General features: G+C 64.3%; 22 protein-coding genes. 17 read left to right on the top strand and 5 right to left on the bottom strand.

Going from position 1 to position 18,888, the window contains the following annotated elements; translation table 11 throughout:
• The first annotated feature begins 34 nt into the window (after positions 1 to 34).
• The 11 genes from E3374_RS07670 to E3374_RS07720 all read left to right on the top strand — a co-directional run bounded on the left by E3374_RS07670 (position 35) and on the right by E3374_RS07720 (position 10,004).
• Positions 35 to 709: a glycosyltransferase family 2 protein gene (locus E3374_RS07670; RefSeq protein ID WP_136688489.1), complete on the top strand. Its 675-nt coding sequence runs from the start codon at positions 35 to 37 to the stop codon at positions 707 to 709.
• A gap of 2 nt (positions 710 to 711) precedes the next feature.
• On the top strand, positions 712 to 1,068 hold the full coding sequence (locus E3374_RS07675; RefSeq protein ID WP_136688490.1) for a DUF2304 domain-containing protein: 357 nt from the start codon (positions 712 to 714) through the stop codon (positions 1,066 to 1,068).
• The gene (locus tag E3374_RS07680) at positions 1,061 to 1,966 is read left to right on the top strand and encodes a polysaccharide deacetylase family protein (protein WP_136688491.1); all 906 of its coding nucleotides are present in this window, start codon (positions 1,061 to 1,063) and stop codon (positions 1,964 to 1,966) included. The genes E3374_RS07675 and E3374_RS07680 overlap by 8 nt, the downstream gene beginning before the upstream one ends.
• A gap of 1 nt (position 1,967) precedes the next feature.
• Positions 1,968 to 2,993 (top strand): lysylphosphatidylglycerol synthase transmembrane domain-containing protein, encoded by a 1,026-nt coding sequence (locus E3374_RS07685; RefSeq protein ID WP_136688492.1) that lies wholly within the window; start codon positions 1,968 to 1,970, stop codon positions 2,991 to 2,993.
• 81 nt (positions 2,994 to 3,074) lie between these two features.
• Positions 3,075 to 3,797, top strand: coding sequence for a 1-(5-phosphoribosyl)-5-[(5-phosphoribosylamino)methylideneamino]imidazole-4-carboxamide isomerase (gene hisA, locus E3374_RS07690; RefSeq protein WP_136688493.1), 723 nt, complete (start codon positions 3,075 to 3,077; stop codon positions 3,795 to 3,797).
• An 86-nt stretch (positions 3,798 to 3,883) separates the two neighbouring features.
• The gene (locus tag E3374_RS07695) at positions 3,884 to 5,053 is read left to right on the top strand and encodes an MFS transporter (protein WP_248299415.1); all 1,170 of its coding nucleotides are present in this window, start codon (positions 3,884 to 3,886) and stop codon (positions 5,051 to 5,053) included.
• 60 nt (positions 5,054 to 5,113) lie between these two features.
• Complete coding sequence (locus tag E3374_RS07700) at positions 5,114 to 7,732, top strand: PAS domain S-box protein (protein WP_136688495.1); 2,619 nt, start codon at positions 5,114 to 5,116, stop codon at positions 7,730 to 7,732.
• A 132-nt stretch (positions 7,733 to 7,864) separates the two neighbouring features.
• Positions 7,865 to 8,452 (top strand): imidazoleglycerol-phosphate dehydratase HisB, encoded by a 588-nt coding sequence (gene hisB, locus E3374_RS07705; RefSeq protein ID WP_136688496.1) that lies wholly within the window; start codon positions 7,865 to 7,867, stop codon positions 8,450 to 8,452.
• Positions 8,449 to 8,970 carry an amino acid-binding protein gene (locus E3374_RS07710; RefSeq protein ID WP_136688497.1) on the top strand — a complete coding sequence of 174 codons (522 nt, stop codon included), beginning with the start codon at positions 8,449 to 8,451 and terminating at the stop codon, positions 8,968 to 8,970. The genes hisB and E3374_RS07710 overlap by 4 nt, the downstream gene beginning before the upstream one ends.
• Before the next feature lie 118 nt (positions 8,971 to 9,088).
• Positions 9,089 to 9,541: a DUF2085 domain-containing protein gene (locus tag E3374_RS07715; protein WP_136688498.1), complete on the top strand. Its 453-nt coding sequence runs from the start codon at positions 9,089 to 9,091 to the stop codon at positions 9,539 to 9,541.
• A gap of 31 nt (positions 9,542 to 9,572) precedes the next feature.
• Complete coding sequence (locus E3374_RS07720) at positions 9,573 to 10,004, top strand: TM2 domain-containing protein (protein WP_136688499.1); 432 nt, start codon at positions 9,573 to 9,575, stop codon at positions 10,002 to 10,004.
• A 30-nt stretch (positions 10,005 to 10,034) separates the two neighbouring features.
• Here E3374_RS07720 and E3374_RS07725 read toward each other — a convergent pair whose 3' ends face one another.
• The gene (locus tag E3374_RS07725) at positions 10,035 to 10,862 is read right to left on the bottom strand and encodes an alpha/beta fold hydrolase (RefSeq protein WP_136688500.1); all 828 of its coding nucleotides are present in this window, start codon (positions 10,860 to 10,862) and stop codon (positions 10,035 to 10,037) included.
• 107 nt (positions 10,863 to 10,969) lie between these two features.
• Here E3374_RS07725 and E3374_RS07730 point away from each other — a divergent pair, with 107 nt between their 5' ends.
• Positions 10,970 to 12,262 carry a glucose-6-phosphate isomerase gene (locus tag E3374_RS07730; RefSeq protein WP_136688501.1) on the top strand — a complete coding sequence of 431 codons (1,293 nt, stop codon included), beginning with the start codon at positions 10,970 to 10,972 and terminating at the stop codon, positions 12,260 to 12,262.
• 86 nt (positions 12,263 to 12,348) lie between these two features.
• On the opposite strand, the gene E3374_RS07735 is transcribed toward E3374_RS07730, so the two are convergent.
• From E3374_RS07735 to E3374_RS07745, 3 genes are all read right to left on the bottom strand, one after another.
• Positions 12,349 to 12,879 (bottom strand): HXXEE domain-containing protein, encoded by a 531-nt coding sequence (locus E3374_RS07735; protein ID WP_169051804.1) that lies wholly within the window; start codon positions 12,877 to 12,879, stop codon positions 12,349 to 12,351.
• A gap of 110 nt (positions 12,880 to 12,989) precedes the next feature.
• Positions 12,990 to 13,427 carry a type II toxin-antitoxin system VapC family toxin gene (locus E3374_RS07740; protein WP_136688503.1) on the bottom strand — a complete coding sequence of 146 codons (438 nt, stop codon included), beginning with the start codon at positions 13,425 to 13,427 and terminating at the stop codon, positions 12,990 to 12,992.
• Positions 13,424 to 13,717, bottom strand: coding sequence for a hypothetical protein (locus E3374_RS07745; RefSeq protein ID WP_136688504.1), 294 nt, complete (start codon positions 13,715 to 13,717; stop codon positions 13,424 to 13,426). The genes E3374_RS07740 and E3374_RS07745 overlap by 4 nt, the downstream gene beginning before the upstream one ends.
• 125 nt (positions 13,718 to 13,842) lie before the next feature.
• Here E3374_RS07745 and E3374_RS07750 point away from each other — a divergent pair, with 125 nt between their 5' ends.
• From E3374_RS07750 to E3374_RS07770, 5 genes are all read left to right on the top strand, one after another.
• Positions 13,843 to 14,754, top strand: a complete 912-nt coding sequence (locus E3374_RS07750) for a COG1361 family protein (RefSeq protein WP_136688505.1) — start codon at positions 13,843 to 13,845, stop codon at positions 14,752 to 14,754.
• Positions 14,755 to 14,860: 106 nt separating this feature from the next.
• On the top strand, positions 14,861 to 15,631 hold the full coding sequence (proC, locus tag E3374_RS07755; RefSeq protein ID WP_136688506.1) for a pyrroline-5-carboxylate reductase: 771 nt from the start codon (positions 14,861 to 14,863) through the stop codon (positions 15,629 to 15,631).
• The gene (gene proB, locus E3374_RS07760; RefSeq protein ID WP_136688507.1) at positions 15,624 to 16,463 is read left to right on the top strand and encodes a glutamate 5-kinase; all 840 of its coding nucleotides are present in this window, start codon (positions 15,624 to 15,626) and stop codon (positions 16,461 to 16,463) included. Before proC ends, proB begins: the two co-directional genes overlap by 8 nt.
• On the top strand, positions 16,456 to 17,787 hold the full coding sequence (locus E3374_RS07765) for a glutamate-5-semialdehyde dehydrogenase (RefSeq protein ID WP_136688508.1): 1,332 nt from the start codon (positions 16,456 to 16,458) through the stop codon (positions 17,785 to 17,787). Before proB ends, E3374_RS07765 begins: the two co-directional genes overlap by 8 nt.
• 124 nt (positions 17,788 to 17,911) lie before the next feature.
• The gene (locus E3374_RS07770; protein WP_345890586.1) at positions 17,912 to 18,634 is read left to right on the top strand and encodes a hypothetical protein; all 723 of its coding nucleotides are present in this window, start codon (positions 17,912 to 17,914) and stop codon (positions 18,632 to 18,634) included.
• Positions 18,635 to 18,655: 21 nt separating this feature from the next.
• On the opposite strand, the gene E3374_RS07775 is transcribed toward E3374_RS07770, so the two are convergent.
• Complete coding sequence (locus tag E3374_RS07775; RefSeq protein WP_136688510.1) at positions 18,656 to 18,880, bottom strand: hypothetical protein; 225 nt, start codon at positions 18,878 to 18,880, stop codon at positions 18,656 to 18,658.
• Positions 18,881 to 18,888: the final 8 nt, after the last annotated feature.

An 18,888-nucleotide genomic window follows, 5' to 3' on the forward strand; every position in this document is an offset into this window, starting at 1 on the left:
ACCTCTAAGTGACTTCCCGGCCGCCCAACGAGTAGTGCAAACCGTTGCCGTCCTGCCCGCGTACAACGAGGCCGACACGATCGGCCCGGTGATCGAGGGCACCCGTGAGCACGTCGAGGAAATCGTCGTCGTCGACGACGGCTCTAGCGACGGCACCGCCGACCTCGCACGCGAGCGCGGCGCGACGGTGATCGAACACGTCTTCAACACGGGCGTCGGCGGCGCGGTCCGGACCGGTTACCGATACGCGATCGAGAACGACTACGATTTCGTCCTCCAGATCGACGCCGACGGCCAGCACGACCCCGCGGAGATTCCCCGACTACTGGAAGCCGCTGTGGACGCCGACATGGTGATCGCCAGCCGCTACCGAAACGGCAGCCTCGCGGAGTACTCGTTCGTCCGACGGGCCGGGATCCGCTTCTTCACGGATGTCGTCAACGTACTCGGAAGTGTCGACGTGACGGACGTGACCAGCGGCTTTCGCGTCTACCGGGTCGAGGCCCTCGCCGACATCCTGCATCGTTCGGACGACCACTGGGCGGTCGAACAAACCCTGGAGGCCGCACGCCGCGACCAGCGTATCGTCGAGGTCTCGGTTGCGATGCCGACACGCGAGACCGGTGAGTCACAGTTCACGCTTGAGACGTTCGTCCGCTATCCCTTCCGGATGATGGACGTCGTCCTCCGGGTGCTGCTCTTTCGCTAACCATGGTCGAATACACGATAGTCAACCTCGTGGCCGCGCTCGTGGGCGTACTCTTTCTCGCCAATGGCTATTACCTGGTCCGGCGCGGCCGCGAGGCGATGGCGCTTTTCGTCACCTCGCTCGCGGTCGGGGCCGGTCTGCTCTTCGTCGCCGCCTTTCCCAACGTCTTCGAGGTCGTCGCGACCGTCCTCGGCCTCGAACTCAAGGCCCGGGCGATCCTGGTCATCTCGAACCTGACGCTGTTCGTGCTCGTCATCTACCTGCTGAACCGCATCGGAACGCTGTACGATCGCGTCTCGCGACTCAACGAACAGGTCAGCCTGCTGGAAACCGAACGCCGGGATCGCTCAGATGAGTGAGTACGCAGCCCTGACGATCGATGTCGAACTGTTCTCCCAGACGCCGGCCTACCGGGCCGCCTCCGGATCGACCGATCGCGCCGGGATCGGCCTGGACGGTCTGGCGTTCCTGAAGGATTCCCTCGAAGACGCGAACGCGACAACGACCTGTTTCGTCGTCTCGGAGATCGCCGAGACTCATCCCGAAACCGTCCGTTCGCTCTCCGTCGCCGGCCACGAGATCGGTTCACACACTTACACTCATCGACTGCTGACCGATCTGGAACCGGGCGAGCGCTACGAGGAATTAGTCCGTTCGAAGGAAACGCTCGAAGCGACGACCGGCACGACCGTCGAGGGGTTTCGTGCTCCCGCGTTCGACTTCGGTCCCGATCACTTCCACGCGCTGGCTGCCGCCGGCTACGGCTACGACGCCAGCGTCGTCGCCAGCCGGACGATTCCGGGTTTCTACGGCGGCGAGTATCGCCTGCAGCACCCGGCTCCCGCGACCCACATCGATCCGACTGCACCGGATTCGATCACGGCCATACCCACGAGCGTGATGCCCGGGTTCCGGCTCCCGCTGACTGGCTTCTGGCTTCGATTGTTCGGCGTTCGCTATACGATCCTCGGGATGAAACTACTCGCCCGCCGCGGGATCGCGCCCGTGCTGTATGTCCATCCCTGGGAGTTCGTCGATCTGCCGGACGTGGAGGGAGTTCCCCGGCGCGTGACGTTCCGGACGGGCGTCTGGATGCGTCGGGCGGTCGAGCGGATACTCGATCAGCCATTCGCGTTCAGGAGTCTTCGGCGGATCCTCGCGGACGCCGACATCCGGACCGGATCGATGACGCCGACGGACAGCGAGGAGACTGATCTCGACGATCGATCGACGATCCCGGACAGCGAGGCGCAGTAGCGTGGTTCGACGTTCGCCGAGAGCGATCGCGATCACGCTGGCGCAGTATGCCGTGGCCGTCGTGGCGCTGTACTGGTTGCTCACACAGGTCGAGCTGGCGGACGTGTGGTCGCTGCTGGTGCGTCTCGACCCTGGGACCGTCCTCGCACTGCTGGCCGTGACGGTCGTCGGACTGCTCGGCCGGTTTGACACCTACTACGTCTTGATCGGTCGTCTCGGGCCTGCCAGGTTCCGCGACGCCGCGGCCATCGACCTCGTCGTGAACTTCGTCAACCAGTTGCTCCCTTCGCGGCTCTCCGGGCGGGTCGCCGCGCCGTTCGTCATCCGGCACTACACGGGACTGTCCCTCCCGGACGCGACGGCCATCGCCGGACTCCACACCGCCATGTTCGCGCTCTGTTACGCCCTGGTCGCGGCGGTCGGTCTGGTCGTCGCACTCCCGGGGCTGTCCGTCGGACTCGCTCTCCTGCTCGCGGTCTCGATCGGATTGTATCTCGTTGCCGGCCTGACCGTCCTGCTCGGTGGAGCCAATCTCACGGTCCTCGACCGCCTGCTGGCTCCCCTTCGGCGGCTGTTTGCCCGCGTGCCGATCGTCGGGGACGCCGCGGCCGAGCGGCTGGACGGACTGGTCGGGTTCACGACGGAGTCGACAGCGACGTTCCGGGAACTCGTCGTCCTGCCCCGCGTCTGGGTACGGTATGCGGCCGGCTGGGCGGTCAAACACGTCCTCGCGTCGGGGGTCCGGGTATGGCTGCTGTTCGGTGCCTTCGGCGCGGGCGTCGAGCCGGCAATCGCCCTCCCGTTGTACCTCGTGGCGGCATACAGCGTCACGCTCCTGCCGGTGACGCCTGGCGGTATCGGGATCACGGAGGCGACAGCGACGGTCGTCTTCGTCGCGCTCGGGGTCCCCGGTGAGGTCGCCGCCTCGGCGATCCTCCTCGATCGGGTTCTCGGGGTCTATCTTCCCGCGCTGGCTGGCTGGTATCCTTCGCTGTCGCTGGGGCGACCCGGCTCGGCCACGTCGTAGTCGGTCGCCGTCGTCTCGCTCCCGGTTCGGACGCCCCTCCGATCGACATCCTTTATTGCGTGGCTGACCCGGATTCGACGTATGTTCCCGGAGTTCGAGGTGGTCCCGGCCGTCGATATGCAGGACGGACAGGTCGTCCAGTTGGTCGGCGGCGAGCGCGGGACGGGCAAGACCTACGGCGATCCCGTCGCGGCGGCCGAACGCTGGGTCCAAGCGGGAGCGGAGACGCTCCATCTGGTCGACCTCGACGGGGCTTTCGAGGGTGAACGCGCGAACGCTGACGCCATCGAGGCGATACTCGGGGCCGTCGACGTCGACATCCAGCTGGGCGGCGGTATCCGGACCCCCGAAGACGCCCGGCCGCTCCTGAACACGGGCGTCGATCGCGTCATCCTCGGCACTGCCGCTGTCGAGAACCCTGACGTCGTCGCCGAGATCAGCGAGACACATCCCGGGAGTGTGCTCGTCAGTCTCGACGCCAGCGACGGCGAGGTCGTCGTCTCGGGCTGGACTGAGGGGACTGGCCTCGATCCGGCCCAAGCAGCGGGCAGATACGCCGATCTCGGCGCCGCCGGCATTCTCTTCACCGACGTCGACGTCGAAGGACGGCTGGAGGGTGTCCGGACCGGGCCCCTCAAGCGCGTCGTCGACGCTGTCGAGATCCCGGTGATCGCCAGTGGGGGCGTCGCCTCGATCGACGACGTTCGCGCCGTCAGGGACGCAGGCGCGGCGGCCGTCGTCGTCGGCAGTGCGCTCTACGAAGGGACGGTTACGCTCGGCGAAGCCATGGACGCGGTGCGGTGAGCGGACACCCGTTCGGTGTCGAATCCACATCGGTGGACTGAACTCGCATCCTCACCAAGTGGGTGGTTGTGACGGACAACGGGACCATGCGGAATCGGCGGCTCTGGACGGCGACGATCCTGCTTGCGGTCGTGCTGTCGGGACTCGGATTGCAGATGCGGGGTGCAGTCATTCCCGAACTCGAAGTCGAATTCGTCGTCGAGAAGGGGCTGCTGGGTCTGGTCGGACCCGCGGGAACCCTGGGATACGTCGTCTCGATCGCGATCGTCGGCGCGATCGCCGGTCGTCTGGACGTGCTGCGCTGGTACACGATCGGGATCGCCCTCACCGCACTGACGTTCGTGGGGTTGGGACTCGCGCCGACGTTTCTGGTCTTTCTGGCCGTACTCGTCGTTCGCGGCCTGGGAGATGGGATCATCCGCGGGCTCGACCGCCCGATGCTCGGTCACCTCTTTCCGGACGCCAGGGGCCGGGCCTTCGGGATGTACGACCTGGCGTGGGCGGTCGGCTCGGCCGCCGGGCCGCTGGTGATGACCGCCGCGATCGCACTGGGTGACTGGCGGCTGGCCTACTTCGGGCTGGCCGCGGCCCTCGTTCCGGTGGTCGTCTTCGTCTGGCACCTCGAACTCCCCTTCGAGGAAGGACGGGAAGCGATCCTCGACCGCCGGGCGTTGGGGACGCTCCTTCGGACGAAGGAGATCGCCGCGATGGCCCTCGCGATGTTCTTCCATACCGGTCTGGAAGGGGGCCTGTTCCTCTGGTTGCCGACGTTCGGCATCGAGGCCGCAGGCCTCTCCCAGTCGAACGCGAACCTGCTTCTGTCGGCGTTCACGATCGCATATGTTCCCGGCCGGTTCGCCGCGACCGCCGTCGCCGAACGCTACGACTACAGCCTGCTGCTCGTCGGGATCGAACTCCTGCTGTTGCCCGTGTTCTTCGTCTCGTTTTTCGTCATCTCCGGACTGACGACGTTCCCGGCGGTGTTCGCCCTGGGGATGCTCGTCTCCGGCGTCTATCCGCTGCTGGTCGCGTTCGGGACCGACGCTGCGCCCGAATACAGCGCCCCGATCAACGCTATCGCCGCCGTGTCTTCGTCGATCAGTTTCGCGCTGGTCCCCATGGCGATGGGCTTCGTCGCGGAAGCCCAGGGCATCAGACCGGCGATGTGGATCCCGCTGGTCCTGGCACTGGGCGTGTTGCCGACGATCCTGGCCGCTCGACGGTCGATCTCGATCCGGGACGGTCGAGGGGAGTGAGCCGGCTTGAACTCTCCGAAGGATTAACTCTCGGACCCCACAAAGGGCGAGCGTGGTTGTATGAGCGAACACGGGGGACTCGAAGTACTGGTGGTGGCCGTGGACTCGACCTTCGGCGGCGCGGTCGTCGAAGCGGTCGAACGGACGGGGAAAGTGTCCACCGCGGATTACGTAGAGGGAGATGCTACCGGTTTCTCGCTGGACGAGACGGACGCAGTCGATGGTGCCGTCGTCGATGGCCGGATCGCGGAGCCAGCGACTGTCGTCGATCGGCTCACCGGCGAAGAGGGGCTCCCGGTCGTCGTCCTGATCGATCCGTCCGAGAACGCTGAAACGCTCACCCGTACGATCGAGGCAGGTGCGACAGACGTGTTCCCCAGGACGGCAACGGACGCACAGTGCGAACTGGTCGTCGAGCGGATCGCCAGCGACCACAGCGATCCGCCATCGGCGATCGATAGCCCCATTGACGATCGAGCCTACCGCGAGATATTCGAGCACGTCTCGGACGGGTTGGTGATCCACGACCCCGAGAGCGGCGAGATCCTCGACGTCAACGACCAGTACTGCGAGCTAACAGGGTACGAGCGTGAGGAATTACTCGACGAGACGGTTCGGTTGATCGTTCCCGAGGACCCGGAGTATACTTACGAGGATGCGATCACACGCATCGAGAGAGCCCGGGAGACGGGTCCACAATTGTTCGAATTCAAAAACCAGCGCAAGAACGGCGAGGAGTTCGTCGGCGAGGTTCACCTCAGCACAATCGAACTCGGTGGTTCCGAGCGGGTGCTCGCGAGCGTACGGGACGTGACCGAACGCAAGCGTCACGAACGTGAGTACGAACAGATATTCAACGGCGTCAACGACATCATCGCCGTTCGGGACCCTGAGACCGGTGATATCGTCGACGTCAATCGAGCCTACGCGGACTTGCTCGGCTACGAGCGCGAGGAGATGCGGGGCATGAGTATCGGTGATGTCGGCGTCCGCGAGGACGGATACGACACCGAACGGGGGATGGAACACATACAGACGGTGATGGACTCGGAGACGCCCGTCGAGTTCGAGTGGAAAGTCGAAGACGCCGATGGACGATCCCACCACATGAACGTTCGGGGGACGGAAGCGGTGATCAATGGCGAACGACGGTACCTGGCGATCGGCCGCGACGTGACCGAACGCAAGCGTCGCGAACGCGCGATCGAGACGCTCCAGCGGGTGACCGAACGACTCCAGACGGCCACGACTCCCGGAGCGGTCGCCTCGATCGTCGCCGAGACGACCAGCGATATGCTCGATCTCCCGCTTGCGATCTGTTGGTTTCACGACGACGATACCGACCGGCTGGAACCTGCCGCGGCGACCGATAGCGTTCACGACGCCGGTCTGCTGTCGGGAATCTCCGCCGATCGCTACGAGTACGACGTGTACGCTGAGGGACGCGTGGATACGTATCGCCCGAACGAACGGACGTCGGACAATCCGATCGAAACCGGCGTCCTGTTGCCGCTGGGAGACCACGGTCTCGTTGCTGCAGGGACACGCAGAGAGATCAATATCGATACGACTGTCCTCGACGTGGCGAAGGCACTGGCTGATCACGTCACAACGGCGTTAAATCGTGTCGAACAGGCACGGGCCGTCCGGGAGAGTGAACGCCGGTTCCGGTTGATCGCCGAGCGAATCGACGAAGTGATCTATCTCGCCGAACCGGACTTCTCGGACGTTTTGTACGTCAATCCCGCGTACGAGGATATCTGGGGACAGCCCGTAGAGGAGCTCTACGACGACGCCACAGCGTTCTTCGGGACGGTCGACGAGCGCGACCGGTCGTCGTTCAGGGCCGACTTCGAGGACATGCTCGCGGACATCGAAGCTGGGGAGGCCGACGACAGCTACGAGTTCGAGTACCGCCTACGCCGACCGGACGGTGAGGTGCGCTGGATCAATGCGACCGGTTACATCGTCGATCTGCCGGACGAACAGCGCCGGTACGTCGGCGTCGTCGACGACGTCACCGAGCGCAAGCGACGTGAACAGCGCCTGGAGGTGTTCAACAGGATCTTGCGCCACAATCTCCGCAATCAACTCGACGTGATCCGGAGCCACGCGGAGGCGATGGCCGAGTATACGTCGGGCAGTCACGCCGAGCAGCTCGTGAGTGCGGTCGACGAATTGGCCACGATCGGTGCTCGAACGCGGGAGATCGACCGAATCATGTCGACGGACGAGACGACGACCGAGATTTTCCTCTCGGAACTGCTCCGGGAGACTGTCGAGGCGATGGGGTCGGAGTACAACGACGTGAGGGTAACGACCGAGGGGCTATCGTCTGCCACCCTCCGGACGAACGAACGGGCGGTGACGATAGCGATCGAAAGTGCACTGGAAAACGCGTTCGAACACGCCGAATCGATGGTGACTGTCGCTATCGAGGAGAGTCCGGACGGCTACACCCTCACGATCGAAGACGACGGGCTCGGCATTCCCGAGGCGGAACTCACGCCGATCGAGGTCGGGATGGAGACGGACTTCCAGCACGGACGGGGGCTCGGACTGTGGCAACTCCGGTGGAGTGTCGATACACTCAACGGGGAACTATCGTTCGATACGACAGAGGGGACCACTGTCCGAATCACGATTCCCGACCGGAACGAGTCGAGTTGCGCAGATTGACCCCGGCAGCCCTCCTCACGGGGGTTCTCATTGAGTCGGATCCCGATGGAGTCCTCGGCGCAACTGCTCCTCTCTGTGGGAAACCCCTCGGAAGGCGCAATCACCAAATACGAGGGTGCGCTTGCCTGTCGTATGACCGACCGGACCGCCGCAGTCACCCGCGAGACCGGCGAGACGTCGATCGAGGTCACGCTCGACCTCGACGGCGACGGCGAGGCCACTGTCGAGACCGACGTTGGCTTCCTCGATCACATGCTCGATTCGTTCGCCACCCATGGCCTGTTCGACCTCACGGTACGATGTGACGGCGATCTGGAGGTCGACGAGCATCACACCGTCGAGGACGTCGCGATCGCTTTGGGGGAGGCCTTCGACGAGGCGCTGGGCGAGCGCCGCGGGATCGTCCGCTTTGCCGACCGTCGCGTCCCACTGGATGAGGCCGTCGCCGGGATCGTGCTGGACGTCAGCGGTCGTCCATTTTTCGCCTTCGAGGGCGAGTTCTCCCAGGCGGAGGTGGGCGAGTTGACGGCCGCGCTTGCCAGGCACTTCCTGCGATCGCTGGCGACGAACGCGGGGCTGACGCTGCACGCCGAGATCGAGGGAGTCAACGCCCACCACGAGATCGAGGCGCTGTTCAAGGGGCTCGCGCGAGCCTTAGACGACGCGACGCGGATCGACGATCGACGGGGAGCGACCCCCTCGACGAAGGGTCAACTATGACCGACGAGTCGGCCTCCTTCGAGGCGATCATGGGAAAGTTCGAGGACAGTCCCAGCCAACAGCGGGTCATCCGCCTCCTGCTGGAACGGGGCTTCTCGGTCAACGACGAGGGGCGGGTGGTCTCGGGCGGTATCGAGATCCCCAACACCGGGATCGCCCGAGAGATCGATGTCGACCGACGGGTCGTCGACGCGACGACGGATGCGATCCTGGCCGATCCCGAACTCCGGCGAATCTTTCAGAACATCTCGGCGATCCCCAGCCTGATGGACCTGGCGCCGGTGCTCGATCTGGCTGCGATGACGGTCGCCGTTCGTGAGGCCGAGGAGTCGGGGATCGTCGCCCGAGTCACGGGCATGATCGCCAACGAGGACATCTCGATCCGACAGGTCATCACCGAGGACCCGGAGTTCACCGACCAGCCGCGACTGTACGTCATCACCGACGAGCGACTGCCCGGCGAGTTACTCAACGAGATCCGGGACCTGCCGTTCGTCCACAAGATCGAGTTGCAGTGACGAGGGTGGGTGAAAGTTGCTATCGAGTCCCAAGCTATCTGAGCCGGGACCGGGATCGAGCCCCAAGTTACCTGAACCGGGGGCGGGATTGATGTCACGTCCAGGCCAACCTCCTGTAATGGGTCTAGACTGGGGAGAATTACGCCGGGGTCTCGCCAAGACCCGTCCGTACCTCCTCTCTCACCACCTCCCGGAGCGACGCCACCGGTGTTATCACCTCCGTCCGCTCGGCCACCGGATCGACGTCTGTGCGCGGTGTTCGGGCGTCTATCCCGGGATCGTGCTGGGCATTCTCGCGTTCTTTCTGGCCCCCGGTCCGTTCGCCAGTCTAGTGGTGATCGCGGTCCTCCCGCTCCCGGCACTGCTCGACTGGACCCTCACTTCCCTCGGGAACTACCGCGGGTACAATCCGGTTCGTACGGGAACTGGCGCGGCGCTGGGATACGGATACGGATTGGGACTCGGCCAGCTATTCCTCGTGGGAGACCTGGCTGTGCTCGTCGTCGGTGTCGTCTACGCCGCACTGGCGGGCGCCTTGCTCGTCCTGCAACGCCGCCGCTCGCTCGCGTAATTATTTATCCCTCCTGTGTGATATCTCCCGTATGAAATACTGTATCAACTGTGGTGAAGAGATCGCCGACCAGGCGGACATCTGCACCGAGTGCGGCGTCGATCAATCGACCAGGCTCGACGGGGCCCACGGTGACCGGGGCCGCGACGAACGGTACTGCGTTTCGTGTGGCGAACTGATATACAAACAGTCGGAGGTCTGTCCGGAGTGCGGCGTCGAGCAACCCTCAACCGGATCCACCGACAGCGAACAGGTCGCCGCGGGGATCCTCGCGATCCTGCTGGGTGGGCTGGGCGTTCACAAGTTCTACCAGGGGAACACGCGCAACGGCGTCCTGTATCTGTGTTTCTTCTGGACGACCATTCCGGCGATACTCGGTCTGGTCGAAGGGATCCTCATGCTCGTGGCTGAGGAGGACGAGTACGAGGAGAAGTACGCCGACGGCTCGATTCTCGGCCGCTAAGGCCAGGTGACGCTGTCTCGCGGTCGTCCGTTATATCGAGTCGAGGAACGCCCGCAGTTCTCGGGTCGCGACCTCTCGCTCGTCCCGGACGATGGTATGGCCAGCCCCGTCGACGTGGACGAGCCGGCCATCGGGAAGCTCTCCGGCGATCTCGCGGTCGCGTTCCCGTCCGTCTTCGTCGGTGTCCGCTTTGAGTACAAGCGTCGGGGCTTCGATTTTCGGATACGTCTCCTGAGGGTCAAGCCACCCCGCCTCGAAGACGGTCGTCATCGCGGGGTCGACGCGAAGTTGTGCCTCAGCCAGCCGTTCGGCCAGCCGTCGCTCACCCGTGTTGAGGAGCTCGATGATATCGGGATCGCGTTCGAGGAGCTCGCCTTTCGTGTGGGTGTGCCACTCGGAAATCGTCTCGCGAGCTTCGGCGGCCGGATCGCGACTGTCGTCGATGGGGAGAAGCATCGCGGCGGGGTCGATGAGGACAAGCGCCCGGACGCGATCGGCGTGGACCGCAGCCGTCGCGGCAACAGTGTCCCCGCCCATGGAGTGGCCAAGGAGCGTGACCGTGTCGATCCCCAGCGCGTCCAGCAATCCGACGAGGTCGGCGACCCGTTCGTCCATCTCATAGCCCGATTTCGGGGCCGACGAACGGCCGTGGCCGCGGGCGTCGTAGGCGAGTACGTCGTAGTCCTCGGCGAGTTCGTCGATCAACGGTTCCCGACAGAGCGCGTCGTCGTAGGCGCCGTGGGCGATCACCAGCGCCGGCCCGTCACCGCCCGTCCGGACGTAGTGGATGTCGATACCGTTGGCGCGAACGGTCTCGCTAGTCCACTCAGACGGCACGCCGAGCGTGTTCTCGATCATCGGGCGATCGTTCGCCGGACGCGAGAAAAAATTCCCGGACGTTCGGTTGTAGGGAGTTGTCGCTCGGGATCGATAAACGTAGGTGGGTGCGTTCGGATCGTTGGGACATGCGAGTAGACATCGGCAACGCACTCGAGGACGTCGCGACGCCGGGCATCCCCCGTGAAGCGCTCGATCGACTCGATGACCGTGTCGCCGTCGCTCACGAGCGCATCGAGGAGGGGCGAGCTAACAACGAACACGGGTATGAAGCGCTCAACCAGCCCGCAAACGTCGACGTGGACGCGATCCAGCGGGCCGTCGAGCCGTTCGACGATTGTGAAACACTCATCAACGTCGGCATCGGCGGCAGCGCGCTGGGCGCAGCGACGATCTCCGCCGCGCTGGATAGCGACGTGGAGGCCTACTACCTCGACAATGTCGACCCGAAGTGGGTCGCCGATCACATCGAGGCGATCGACCTCTCGAAGACGGCGCTGAACGTCGTCTCCAAATCCGGGACGACTGCCGAGACACTCTCGAACTTCCTCGTCGTCCGTGAAGCGATGGACGAGGCCGGTGTCGACTGGACCGAACGCACGTGGGTGACGACAGGACCCGAGGGCAACCTGCGAGAACTCGCCGAGAAACACGATCTGCCGGCCCTGGACGTCCCAGAGGGCGTCCCCGGCCGCTTCTCGGTGCTGTCGACGGTCGGACTCGCGGCGGCGGCCCTTCAGGGTCACGATGTCGAGGCGATCCTCCAGGGGGCACGTGATGCCGACGCCGACCTGGGATCCTCGCTGTTCGATTCGCCGGCCTACGCCTATGGTGCGGTCGCCTACGCCCTCGACCAGCGCGGGGCCGGCATCAACGTCCTGTTGCCCTACGCCGAATCCTTAGAGACCTACGCCGAGTGGTACTCCCAGCTGTGGGCCGAGAGCGTCGGCAAGGACGGCGTCGGTCAAACGCCCGTCCGTGCGCTTGGCGCGACCGACCAGCACTCCCAACTGCAACTCTACCGGGCCGGCCCCCACAACAAGATGGTGACGTTCATCCGACCGCAGGAACGGGCGGACACGGCGATCCCCGAGACCGATCTGGAAGGACTCTCTTATCTCGGCGGGTCGACGCTGGGCGAGTTGATCGATGCCGAGTTCGAGGCCACGGAGGCGAGCCTCGCCAACGCGGGGCTACCGAACGTCCGGGTCGAGATCGATCGCGTCGACGAGCGGGCGATCGGCGAGTTGCTCTACAGTATGGAGGCCGCGACGATCATGGGTGGCGAACTCTACAACGTCGACGCGTTCGTTCAGCCGGCCGTCGAGTGGGGCAAAAAGGCCACCCGCGGCTTGCTGGGCGGGGGCGACTTCGAAGAGGCAGAGGAAGTGCAGGCAAAGACCGAACTGACGATCGAATAAGTGGGTGGTAGCCGTCCGTTCTGTCGTGTCTCTTCCCGGGTAGTGAAACAATCCGTGAGATGACGACATCACGCCGGTACCACGTCCTATCCGGAAACAAATCGTCCCGAGACTCGATGAGCACCCACAGCGAGTGCTGGAAACAAAGCGATCCCGAGAAGTGCCGTCCAGAGTGCCGTTATCGGGGTGAAAAACGCTGCGGACAACAGTCGCCTGTACACGTAGGAAACACTTGGGAGGACAACGAAGACAGCAGTTACCACACCCGGCGAATATCCCTGGATCAGGAGGGACTGCAGGCAATGCGTTCCGACGTGCAACGCGTATCCACCGAGTGCGACTGCGAACACCAGTTTCGAAATCCCCTGGGGAGCGAGCGTCACTGCAGCCGTCACCCCGAAGAGAACGACACCGACGAGCGACACAGACGTGGCGAATTGTCTCGTTGTGTCTGGCGTCGACGCAAACGCCTGTTCGGCGATACGCGAGCGACTGGCCAGGCGCTGGAGTTCCGTTTCATGGGCTGCTCGCCAACGGGCCAACGTCGCCACTTCTTCGAGGTCGTGGACGACCCACGAAATCGGGACGAGCCAGAAGACTGCCAGTAGGTGATGCACCGGTACCAAGACTGCCTGGCGGAGTGGTTTTATCTATTTCGTTCGTTGACACTGGCCGGTTTGTTCCCGGCAGACAGTCCTCCTATGTTTGGCTTTTGAGATCAGGTCGGTTATTCTACGAGACGGGCCGGATCGAGGCGATCGACGATCCCGTCGAAGTCATCGTCGAACGCTAGTACGTGATCGATAGCACGGGTCTCGACGAGCGCGATCGTCGTCGCATCGGTGAAACTCAGATCGTGGTCGTCGTAGCGCTCGAACGTGTCGACGGCGCGTTCGAAGTCCGCTTGGTCGGTTACGAGGCAGTCGATGGCCGATGGAAACGCTCCACGCCCGAGAATTCTGTCCGCAACCGTTCGTGCTTCGTCGTAGGAGCCAGCTCGCGCTCGCACGAGTGTGACTGTCTCGTCGAAAACATAGTCACTTGTGAATAGTGGTCCGTATTCCGGGCCGAGGACCGTTTCGAAGGCAGCTTTCGCCATGTCGTGACGGCTCGCACACTCGTTCTGGAGTGCGTAGAACAGCCCGCTATCGAGAAACACGCTCATTCGTCCAGTGGCTCCTCCTCGTAGAGTATTCGGTCGATATCCTCTTCACTCGTTTCGACTCCCCAGTCACTCGTCCCCGAGAAGAACTGCTCGATCTCTTCCTCGGACAAACCCTCGAAGTCGTCCCGGAAGGAGTCAATCAACGCCGTTTTCGAGTCGAACTCGCGGCTGACGATCCGATCGAGCAGTTCCTGCTGTGTTACCTTTCGGCCCGTCTCGAGCTTGATCTCGGCCTGCAACTGCTCGAGCTTGTCCTTCGTGTTCGTCGCGATCTTCACAGACGTCGTCATGATTACTCGTAGTAGTTACCACTCTGTATACTTTTCTACTATTTCCTCTCCACAGTCCGCCGATGACTCAAATACCCGTTGTAGTCATCTCAAGGCCCTTTATCCGGTCTGTCAAAGTGTCGAGTATGCACCGACGCGAGCTTCTGGCACTCGGCGGACTCGGTCTCGCCGGCTGTCTGGACACCTCCGGGACCAGTGGCGACGATCCGACCGGAACGGAGCCATCGACACCGACAGACGTGGACACGACGACTCGGACTGAGACGGACATGTCGACCGAGACGGAAACGGAGACGCCGACCGAAACCACTACGATCGGCGGGGATGCCCAGCTGTCGGTTACTGTCGAGCGTCTCCAGCCGGCCGTCGTGGAGATGGGAACGCCGGATAGCCTCACAGTAACTGGCGGCGAGGGAACCCAGTACCTCTACCTCCGGATCGAGGTGACGGAAGGAAGTGCGCCGGCCCGGGGCGACCTGGAATTCCGGCTCGCGGGTGAGCGCCACGGGCTCCGGCCGGCAGAACAGACGTTCGGGCTCTGGCGGGCGTACAACCACGGTGACGAGCGCTACGACGCCGACCGCGGGTCAGGCTGGGTCCTCTTCGAACTCCCCGAGACTGACGACGCGAGCGACGCGGCCCTGGTCTGGCCCGGTGGTGAATGGCAGCCCGACGCGGAATTGCGGGACCGGCTCGCGTCGCCGGCCCCGTCGCTGTCGGTCGAATGGTCAGTCTCCGAGACGGTCACGCCGGGCGCGGAACCGACCATCGAGTTTACCGTCACGAACGAGGGCGCAATCGATGGTCTGTTCGTCGCTGCACTGAACCGGACTGGTGGAGGGAGCGCCTACATGCCGGTCGCGGGCATCCGGAAACCCATCCCGGCTGGCGAGACCGTCTCCTGGACGGTGACGGACACGTACGACGTTCGCGCACCGCCGGAGGAAGAACTCGGAGACGGCGAGCCGGACATGGAGTACAAACTCCGGCAGCTCGATGGTCGGGAGACCCGCGAGGTCGAAATCGTCATGAAGTGAGCGGAGGGCGCGAGTGTGTCCGGGGGATGGAGCGACCGGCGGATCGAGCTCACCGCTCCGAGACCGCAGTTGGTATATCCGTCAACCCCGGAGATGGACACAGAGAATGGTTCACGCGAGCGTCATCGGCTGTGGACACATGGGCGGGGCGATCGTCCGCGGACTCGCCGGCGGCGAGCACCGGGTGACGGCCTGCGACGTCGAGGCATCAGTGCTCGAAGATCTGGCAGACATCGCCGACGAGACGACGACCGATCCGGCGCGGGCTGGTGAGGCACCGATCGTCGTCCTGGCGGTCGGGCCGGACGTCGTCGGTGACGTTCTGGCCGATCTGGATCTCTCAGCCGATCAGACCGTGGTCTCGGTGGCGGCAGGTATCTCGATCGACTATCTCGATGCCCGGACTGAGGCCGCAGTCGTCCGGATGATGCCCAACCTGGCGGCCGAATACGGAGAGATGGCGGCGGCCGTCGTACCCGAGCCTGACGAGGCGGTCGCGGCACTGCTTTCGGACCTCGGGACGGTCGTCACGATCGAGGAGGAACACATGGACCTGGCGACGGCGATCAACGGTAGCGGCCCCGCGTTCGTCTTTTATTTGATCGGCGCAATGGCCGAGGCCGGCGTCGAGGGTGGACTCGAGCCCGAGGCCGCCGAGGCCCTCGCGGCCCAGACGTTCAAGGGGGCGGCCGAGACCGTCCTCCGGAGCGAGGAGAGCATCGAGGCGTTGATCGACGCCGTCGCCACGGAGGGCGGGACGACCATCGAGGGCATGGAAGTTCTGTGGGACAGCGATGTCGAAGCTGTCCTCGGCGAGACGGTGGCCGCCAGCGAGGCTCGCTCGGCCGAGATCACCGCGGAGGTCGGCGATGAGTGACAGCGAGGCGGTTCCCGACGAAGCACTAGTCCAGACTCGCGAACGCGCCGCCGGGGCCGAACGGGTCGTCGTCAAGGCCGGGACCAACTCCTTGACTGACGCGGAGTCGAATCTCGACGACGGGAAACTCGACAAACTCGTCGACGACGTGGCCGATCTGCTGGAGCGCGGCAAGGAAGTCATCCTCGTCTCCTCGGGGGCGATCGGTGCCGGGCAGGGCCGGGTCGACGCCGAGACGGGGACCGTCGAGGCCTCCCAGGCGCTGTCGACGGTCGGCCAGAGCCTGTTGATGCAGCGGTACACCGAGAGTTTCGAACGCTACGACCGGAAGATAGCCCAGATCCTGATCACGCAGACCGACCTGGACGATCCCGAACGGTTCACCAACTTCCGGAACACGGTCGAGACGCTGCTCGATTGGGGTGTCGTCCCGATCGTCAACGAGAACGACGCCGTCGCGATCGAGGAGATCCAGATCGGCGACAACGATATGCTCTCCTCGTCGATCGCGGTGGGTGTCGAGGCCGACCTGTTGGTGACGCTGACCGACGTCGACGGGGTCTACACCGGCAACCCGAAGGGCGATCCCGATGCCCGGAAGATCGAGGCCGTCGGTCGCAACTACGGCGCCGTCCAGAAGGCCGTCGAGGCGAGTTCGACCGATGGATTCGGCGGGATCGTCACCAAAGTGGAGGGTGCACGGACGGTCAACGAACACGGCGCACCGGCGGTGATCGCGGGTTCGGCAGAGCCGGACGTCCTCGAACGGATCGCCCGGGCGGAACCGGTGGGCACAATATTCTTGCCTGTCAATGGGGAGTACGATGACTGAGGACGCCACCGAACGTAAGGTCGAGGCCGCCGAACGGGCAGCCCTCGACCTCGCGAACGTCGACGACGCCGACCGGAGCGCCGCCCTCGAAGCGATCGCCGACGCTATCGACCAGCACCGGAACAGCGTCCTCGACGTCAACGACCAAGACGTCGAGGCCGCCGAGGAGTTGCTCGAAGCCGGTGAATACACCCAGGCGCTGGTCGACCGCCTCAAGCTCGACGACGCCAAGGTCGACTCCATCGTCGAGATGGTCGAGAGCCTCGCCGGGATGGACGATCCCCTCGGGAGGACCCTCCAGGCCCGCCACCTCGACGACGACCTGGACCTCTACAAGGTCGCCGTTCCGATCGGCGTGATCGGGACAGTCTTCGAATCACGGCCCGATGCCTTAGTCCAGATTGCCGCCCTCGCGCTGAAGTCGGGCAACGCCGTCATCCTCAAGGGCGGTAGCGAGGCCAGCCACTCCAACCGCGAACTGTTCGATATCATCCGCGAAGCGGCCCAGGAGATCGAGGCCATTCCCGAAGGGTGGGTCCAGTTGATCGAGGCCCGGGAGGCCGTCGACACCGTCCTGGGAATGGACGAACACATCGATCTGCTGATGCCCCGCGGGTCCTCGGCGTTCGTCAGCTACGTCCAGGACAACACCCAAATCCCCGTTCTGGGTCACACTGAGGGCGTTTGTCACGTCTTCGTCGATAGCGAGGCCGACTTAGAGGAGGCCCTGGAGGTCGCCTACGACGCGAAAGTCCAGTATCCCGCGGTCTGTAACGCCGTCGAGACGCTGCTGGTCGAGGAGAGCGTTGCCGAGGAGTTCCTGCCGGCGATGGCCGACCGCTACACCGAGGCCGGCGTCGAGATGCGCGCCGACGACCGGACGCGGGACATCCTCGCCGATTCAGCTGTCGACGTCCTCGAAGCCACCGAGGAAGACTGGCGAACGGAGTACAGCGACCTGATCCTCTCGATCAAGGTCGTCGACTCTCTGGAAGCGGCGATCGATCACGTCAACGAGAACGGCTCGAAACACACCGAATCGATCCTGACCGAGAGCGACGAGAGGGCCCGGAAATTCATGACCGGCGTGGACGCCGCCAGCGTCTTCCACAACGCCTCGACCCGTTTCGCCGACGGCTACCGCTACGGGCTGGGTGCGGAGGTCGGCATCTCGACGGGTAAGATCCACGCCCGCGGTCCCGTCGGGCTCGAAGGGTTGACGACCTACAAGTACTATCTGGAGGGCGACGGCCATCGTGTCGCGACGTATGCCGGCGAGGACGCCCTGCCGTTCACTCACGAGGCGTTCGACGGCGAGTGGTGAGCGACCACAGTCGTCGACTCCCTCGTGGAGAACCGGTCAGCACTGCAGGGACGCCTACCGTTAACAGCACGCCGTCGGATCGCCGTCCCGTATGGCAACGACGATCCGCGGGACGATCGCAGGGATGGCGCGCCAGGCGAACCCGGCTTTTGCGGTCGCGATCATCGTTCTTCCCTTCGCGGCGCTGGGTTACGCGCTGACCGTTGCATCGATCCAACAGCACACCTACGTCCACGTGATGGCTGGGGTCCTCTGGACGGGTATCGACGTGTTCATCGGTGCGGTCCTCGGGCCGGTGATCGGTGGCCTCGACGAGGAGGAGAGTGCGGCCGTGTTCCGGCGACTCACGCCCAAGACCTCGTTTCTCCTGCCGTCGCTGGCGACAGTGACGATCACCTCGGGGATCGCTCTCGCGCTGGAGTTGGGTTACCTGGCCGATGGCGAGGGCTGGCTGGCGCTGTTCACCGCGGCGAACCTGGTTCCGATCCTCCTGTTGCTCGGCTGGCGACTCGACGCCTGGCGGGACTGGCGCTGGCAAATTCCGTTCGCCCTCGCGACGATCGGCTCGCTGACCTGGGTCTCACTCACGATCGGCGACTTGCCCCCGATCGAACCGACGATCGCCGTCGCGCTGGCGATCGTCACGATCCTCTCGGTCCAGGGTTTTGGCTTTCTCATGCCGGGCGAGTTGCGGATTTACCGGGAGATGACCTCGGTCGACCCGGATAACAGCGTCATCGCCCGCATCGGGAAACAGAACGCCATGCTCGGCGGCCTCCAGGGGTTGTTCCAGCTGTTGCTCGTCCTCGATATGGTGTATCTCCGGTACGGTGGGTTCTCGATCTGAGTCGGCGAGAACAAACCCGGCTTACTCGTCCGTCGACTGGTCCGGGTCCCGGAACCCCTGACGCTCCGCCCGCTCCGCATCGAAGTGGCGGGCGGACTGCACTTGGGCGTCGACGATCGTGTTCACCTGTTCGCCCCAGTCCTCGTCCGGATGCGTTCGGACGTACTCGGCCCAGCGCTTGATCTGTTCGAGTCGCTGGGCGCGGTTGCGTTCATGTTTCACGTCAAGCTCGTTTGAGTCGGTCATAGGCGTCC

The sequence above is a fragment of the Halorhabdus amylolytica genome, assembly GCF_004944975.1.
GTDB classification, from domain to species: Archaea; Halobacteriota; Halobacteria; order Halobacteriales; family Haloarculaceae; genus Halorhabdus; species Halorhabdus amylolytica.

What these genes read in the sequence shown, in the direction of transcription:
- E3374_RS07675 (WP_136688490.1), top strand. Translation starts at nt 712, where the DNA reads ATGGTCGAATACACGATAGTCAACCTCGTGGCCGCGCTCGTGGGCGTA.
- E3374_RS07680 (WP_136688491.1), top strand. Translation starts at nt 1,061, where the DNA reads ATGAGTGAGTACGCAGCCCTGACGATCGATGTCGAACTGTTCTCCCAG.
- hisA (WP_136688493.1), top strand. Translation starts at nt 3,075, where the DNA reads ATGTTCCCGGAGTTCGAGGTGGTCCCGGCCGTCGATATGCAGGACGGA.
- E3374_RS07695 (WP_248299415.1), top strand. Translation starts at nt 3,884, where the DNA reads ATGCGGAATCGGCGGCTCTGGACGGCGACGATCCTGCTTGCGGTCGTG.
- E3374_RS07700 (WP_136688495.1), top strand. Translation starts at nt 5,114, where the DNA reads ATGAGCGAACACGGGGGACTCGAAGTACTGGTGGTGGCCGTGGACTCG.
- hisB (WP_136688496.1), top strand. Translation starts at nt 7,865, where the DNA reads ATGACCGACCGGACCGCCGCAGTCACCCGCGAGACCGGCGAGACGTCG.
- E3374_RS07710 (WP_136688497.1), top strand. Translation starts at nt 8,449, where the DNA reads ATGACCGACGAGTCGGCCTCCTTCGAGGCGATCATGGGAAAGTTCGAG.
- E3374_RS07715 (WP_136688498.1), top strand. Translation starts at nt 9,089, where the DNA reads ATGGGTCTAGACTGGGGAGAATTACGCCGGGGTCTCGCCAAGACCCGT.
- E3374_RS07720 (WP_136688499.1), top strand. Translation starts at nt 9,573, where the DNA reads ATGAAATACTGTATCAACTGTGGTGAAGAGATCGCCGACCAGGCGGAC.
- E3374_RS07725 (WP_136688500.1), bottom strand. Translation starts at nt 10,862, where the DNA reads ATGATCGAGAACACGCTCGGCGTGCCGTCTGAGTGGACTAGCGAGACC.
- E3374_RS07730 (WP_136688501.1), top strand. Translation starts at nt 10,970, where the DNA reads ATGCGAGTAGACATCGGCAACGCACTCGAGGACGTCGCGACGCCGGGC.
- E3374_RS07740 (WP_136688503.1), bottom strand. Translation starts at nt 13,427, where the DNA reads ATGAGCGTGTTTCTCGATAGCGGGCTGTTCTACGCACTCCAGAACGAG.
- E3374_RS07745 (WP_136688504.1), bottom strand. Translation starts at nt 13,717, where the DNA reads ATGACGACGTCTGTGAAGATCGCGACGAACACGAAGGACAAGCTCGAG.
- E3374_RS07750 (WP_136688505.1), top strand. Translation starts at nt 13,843, where the DNA reads ATGCACCGACGCGAGCTTCTGGCACTCGGCGGACTCGGTCTCGCCGGC.
- proC (WP_136688506.1), top strand. Translation starts at nt 14,861, where the DNA reads ATGGTTCACGCGAGCGTCATCGGCTGTGGACACATGGGCGGGGCGATC.
- proB (WP_136688507.1), top strand. Translation starts at nt 15,624, where the DNA reads ATGAGTGACAGCGAGGCGGTTCCCGACGAAGCACTAGTCCAGACTCGC.
- E3374_RS07765 (WP_136688508.1), top strand. Translation starts at nt 16,456, where the DNA reads ATGACTGAGGACGCCACCGAACGTAAGGTCGAGGCCGCCGAACGGGCA.
- E3374_RS07770 (WP_345890586.1), top strand. Translation starts at nt 17,912, where the DNA reads ATGGCGCGCCAGGCGAACCCGGCTTTTGCGGTCGCGATCATCGTTCTT.
- E3374_RS07775 (WP_136688510.1), bottom strand. Translation starts at nt 18,880, where the DNA reads ATGACCGACTCAAACGAGCTTGACGTGAAACATGAACGCAACCGCGCC.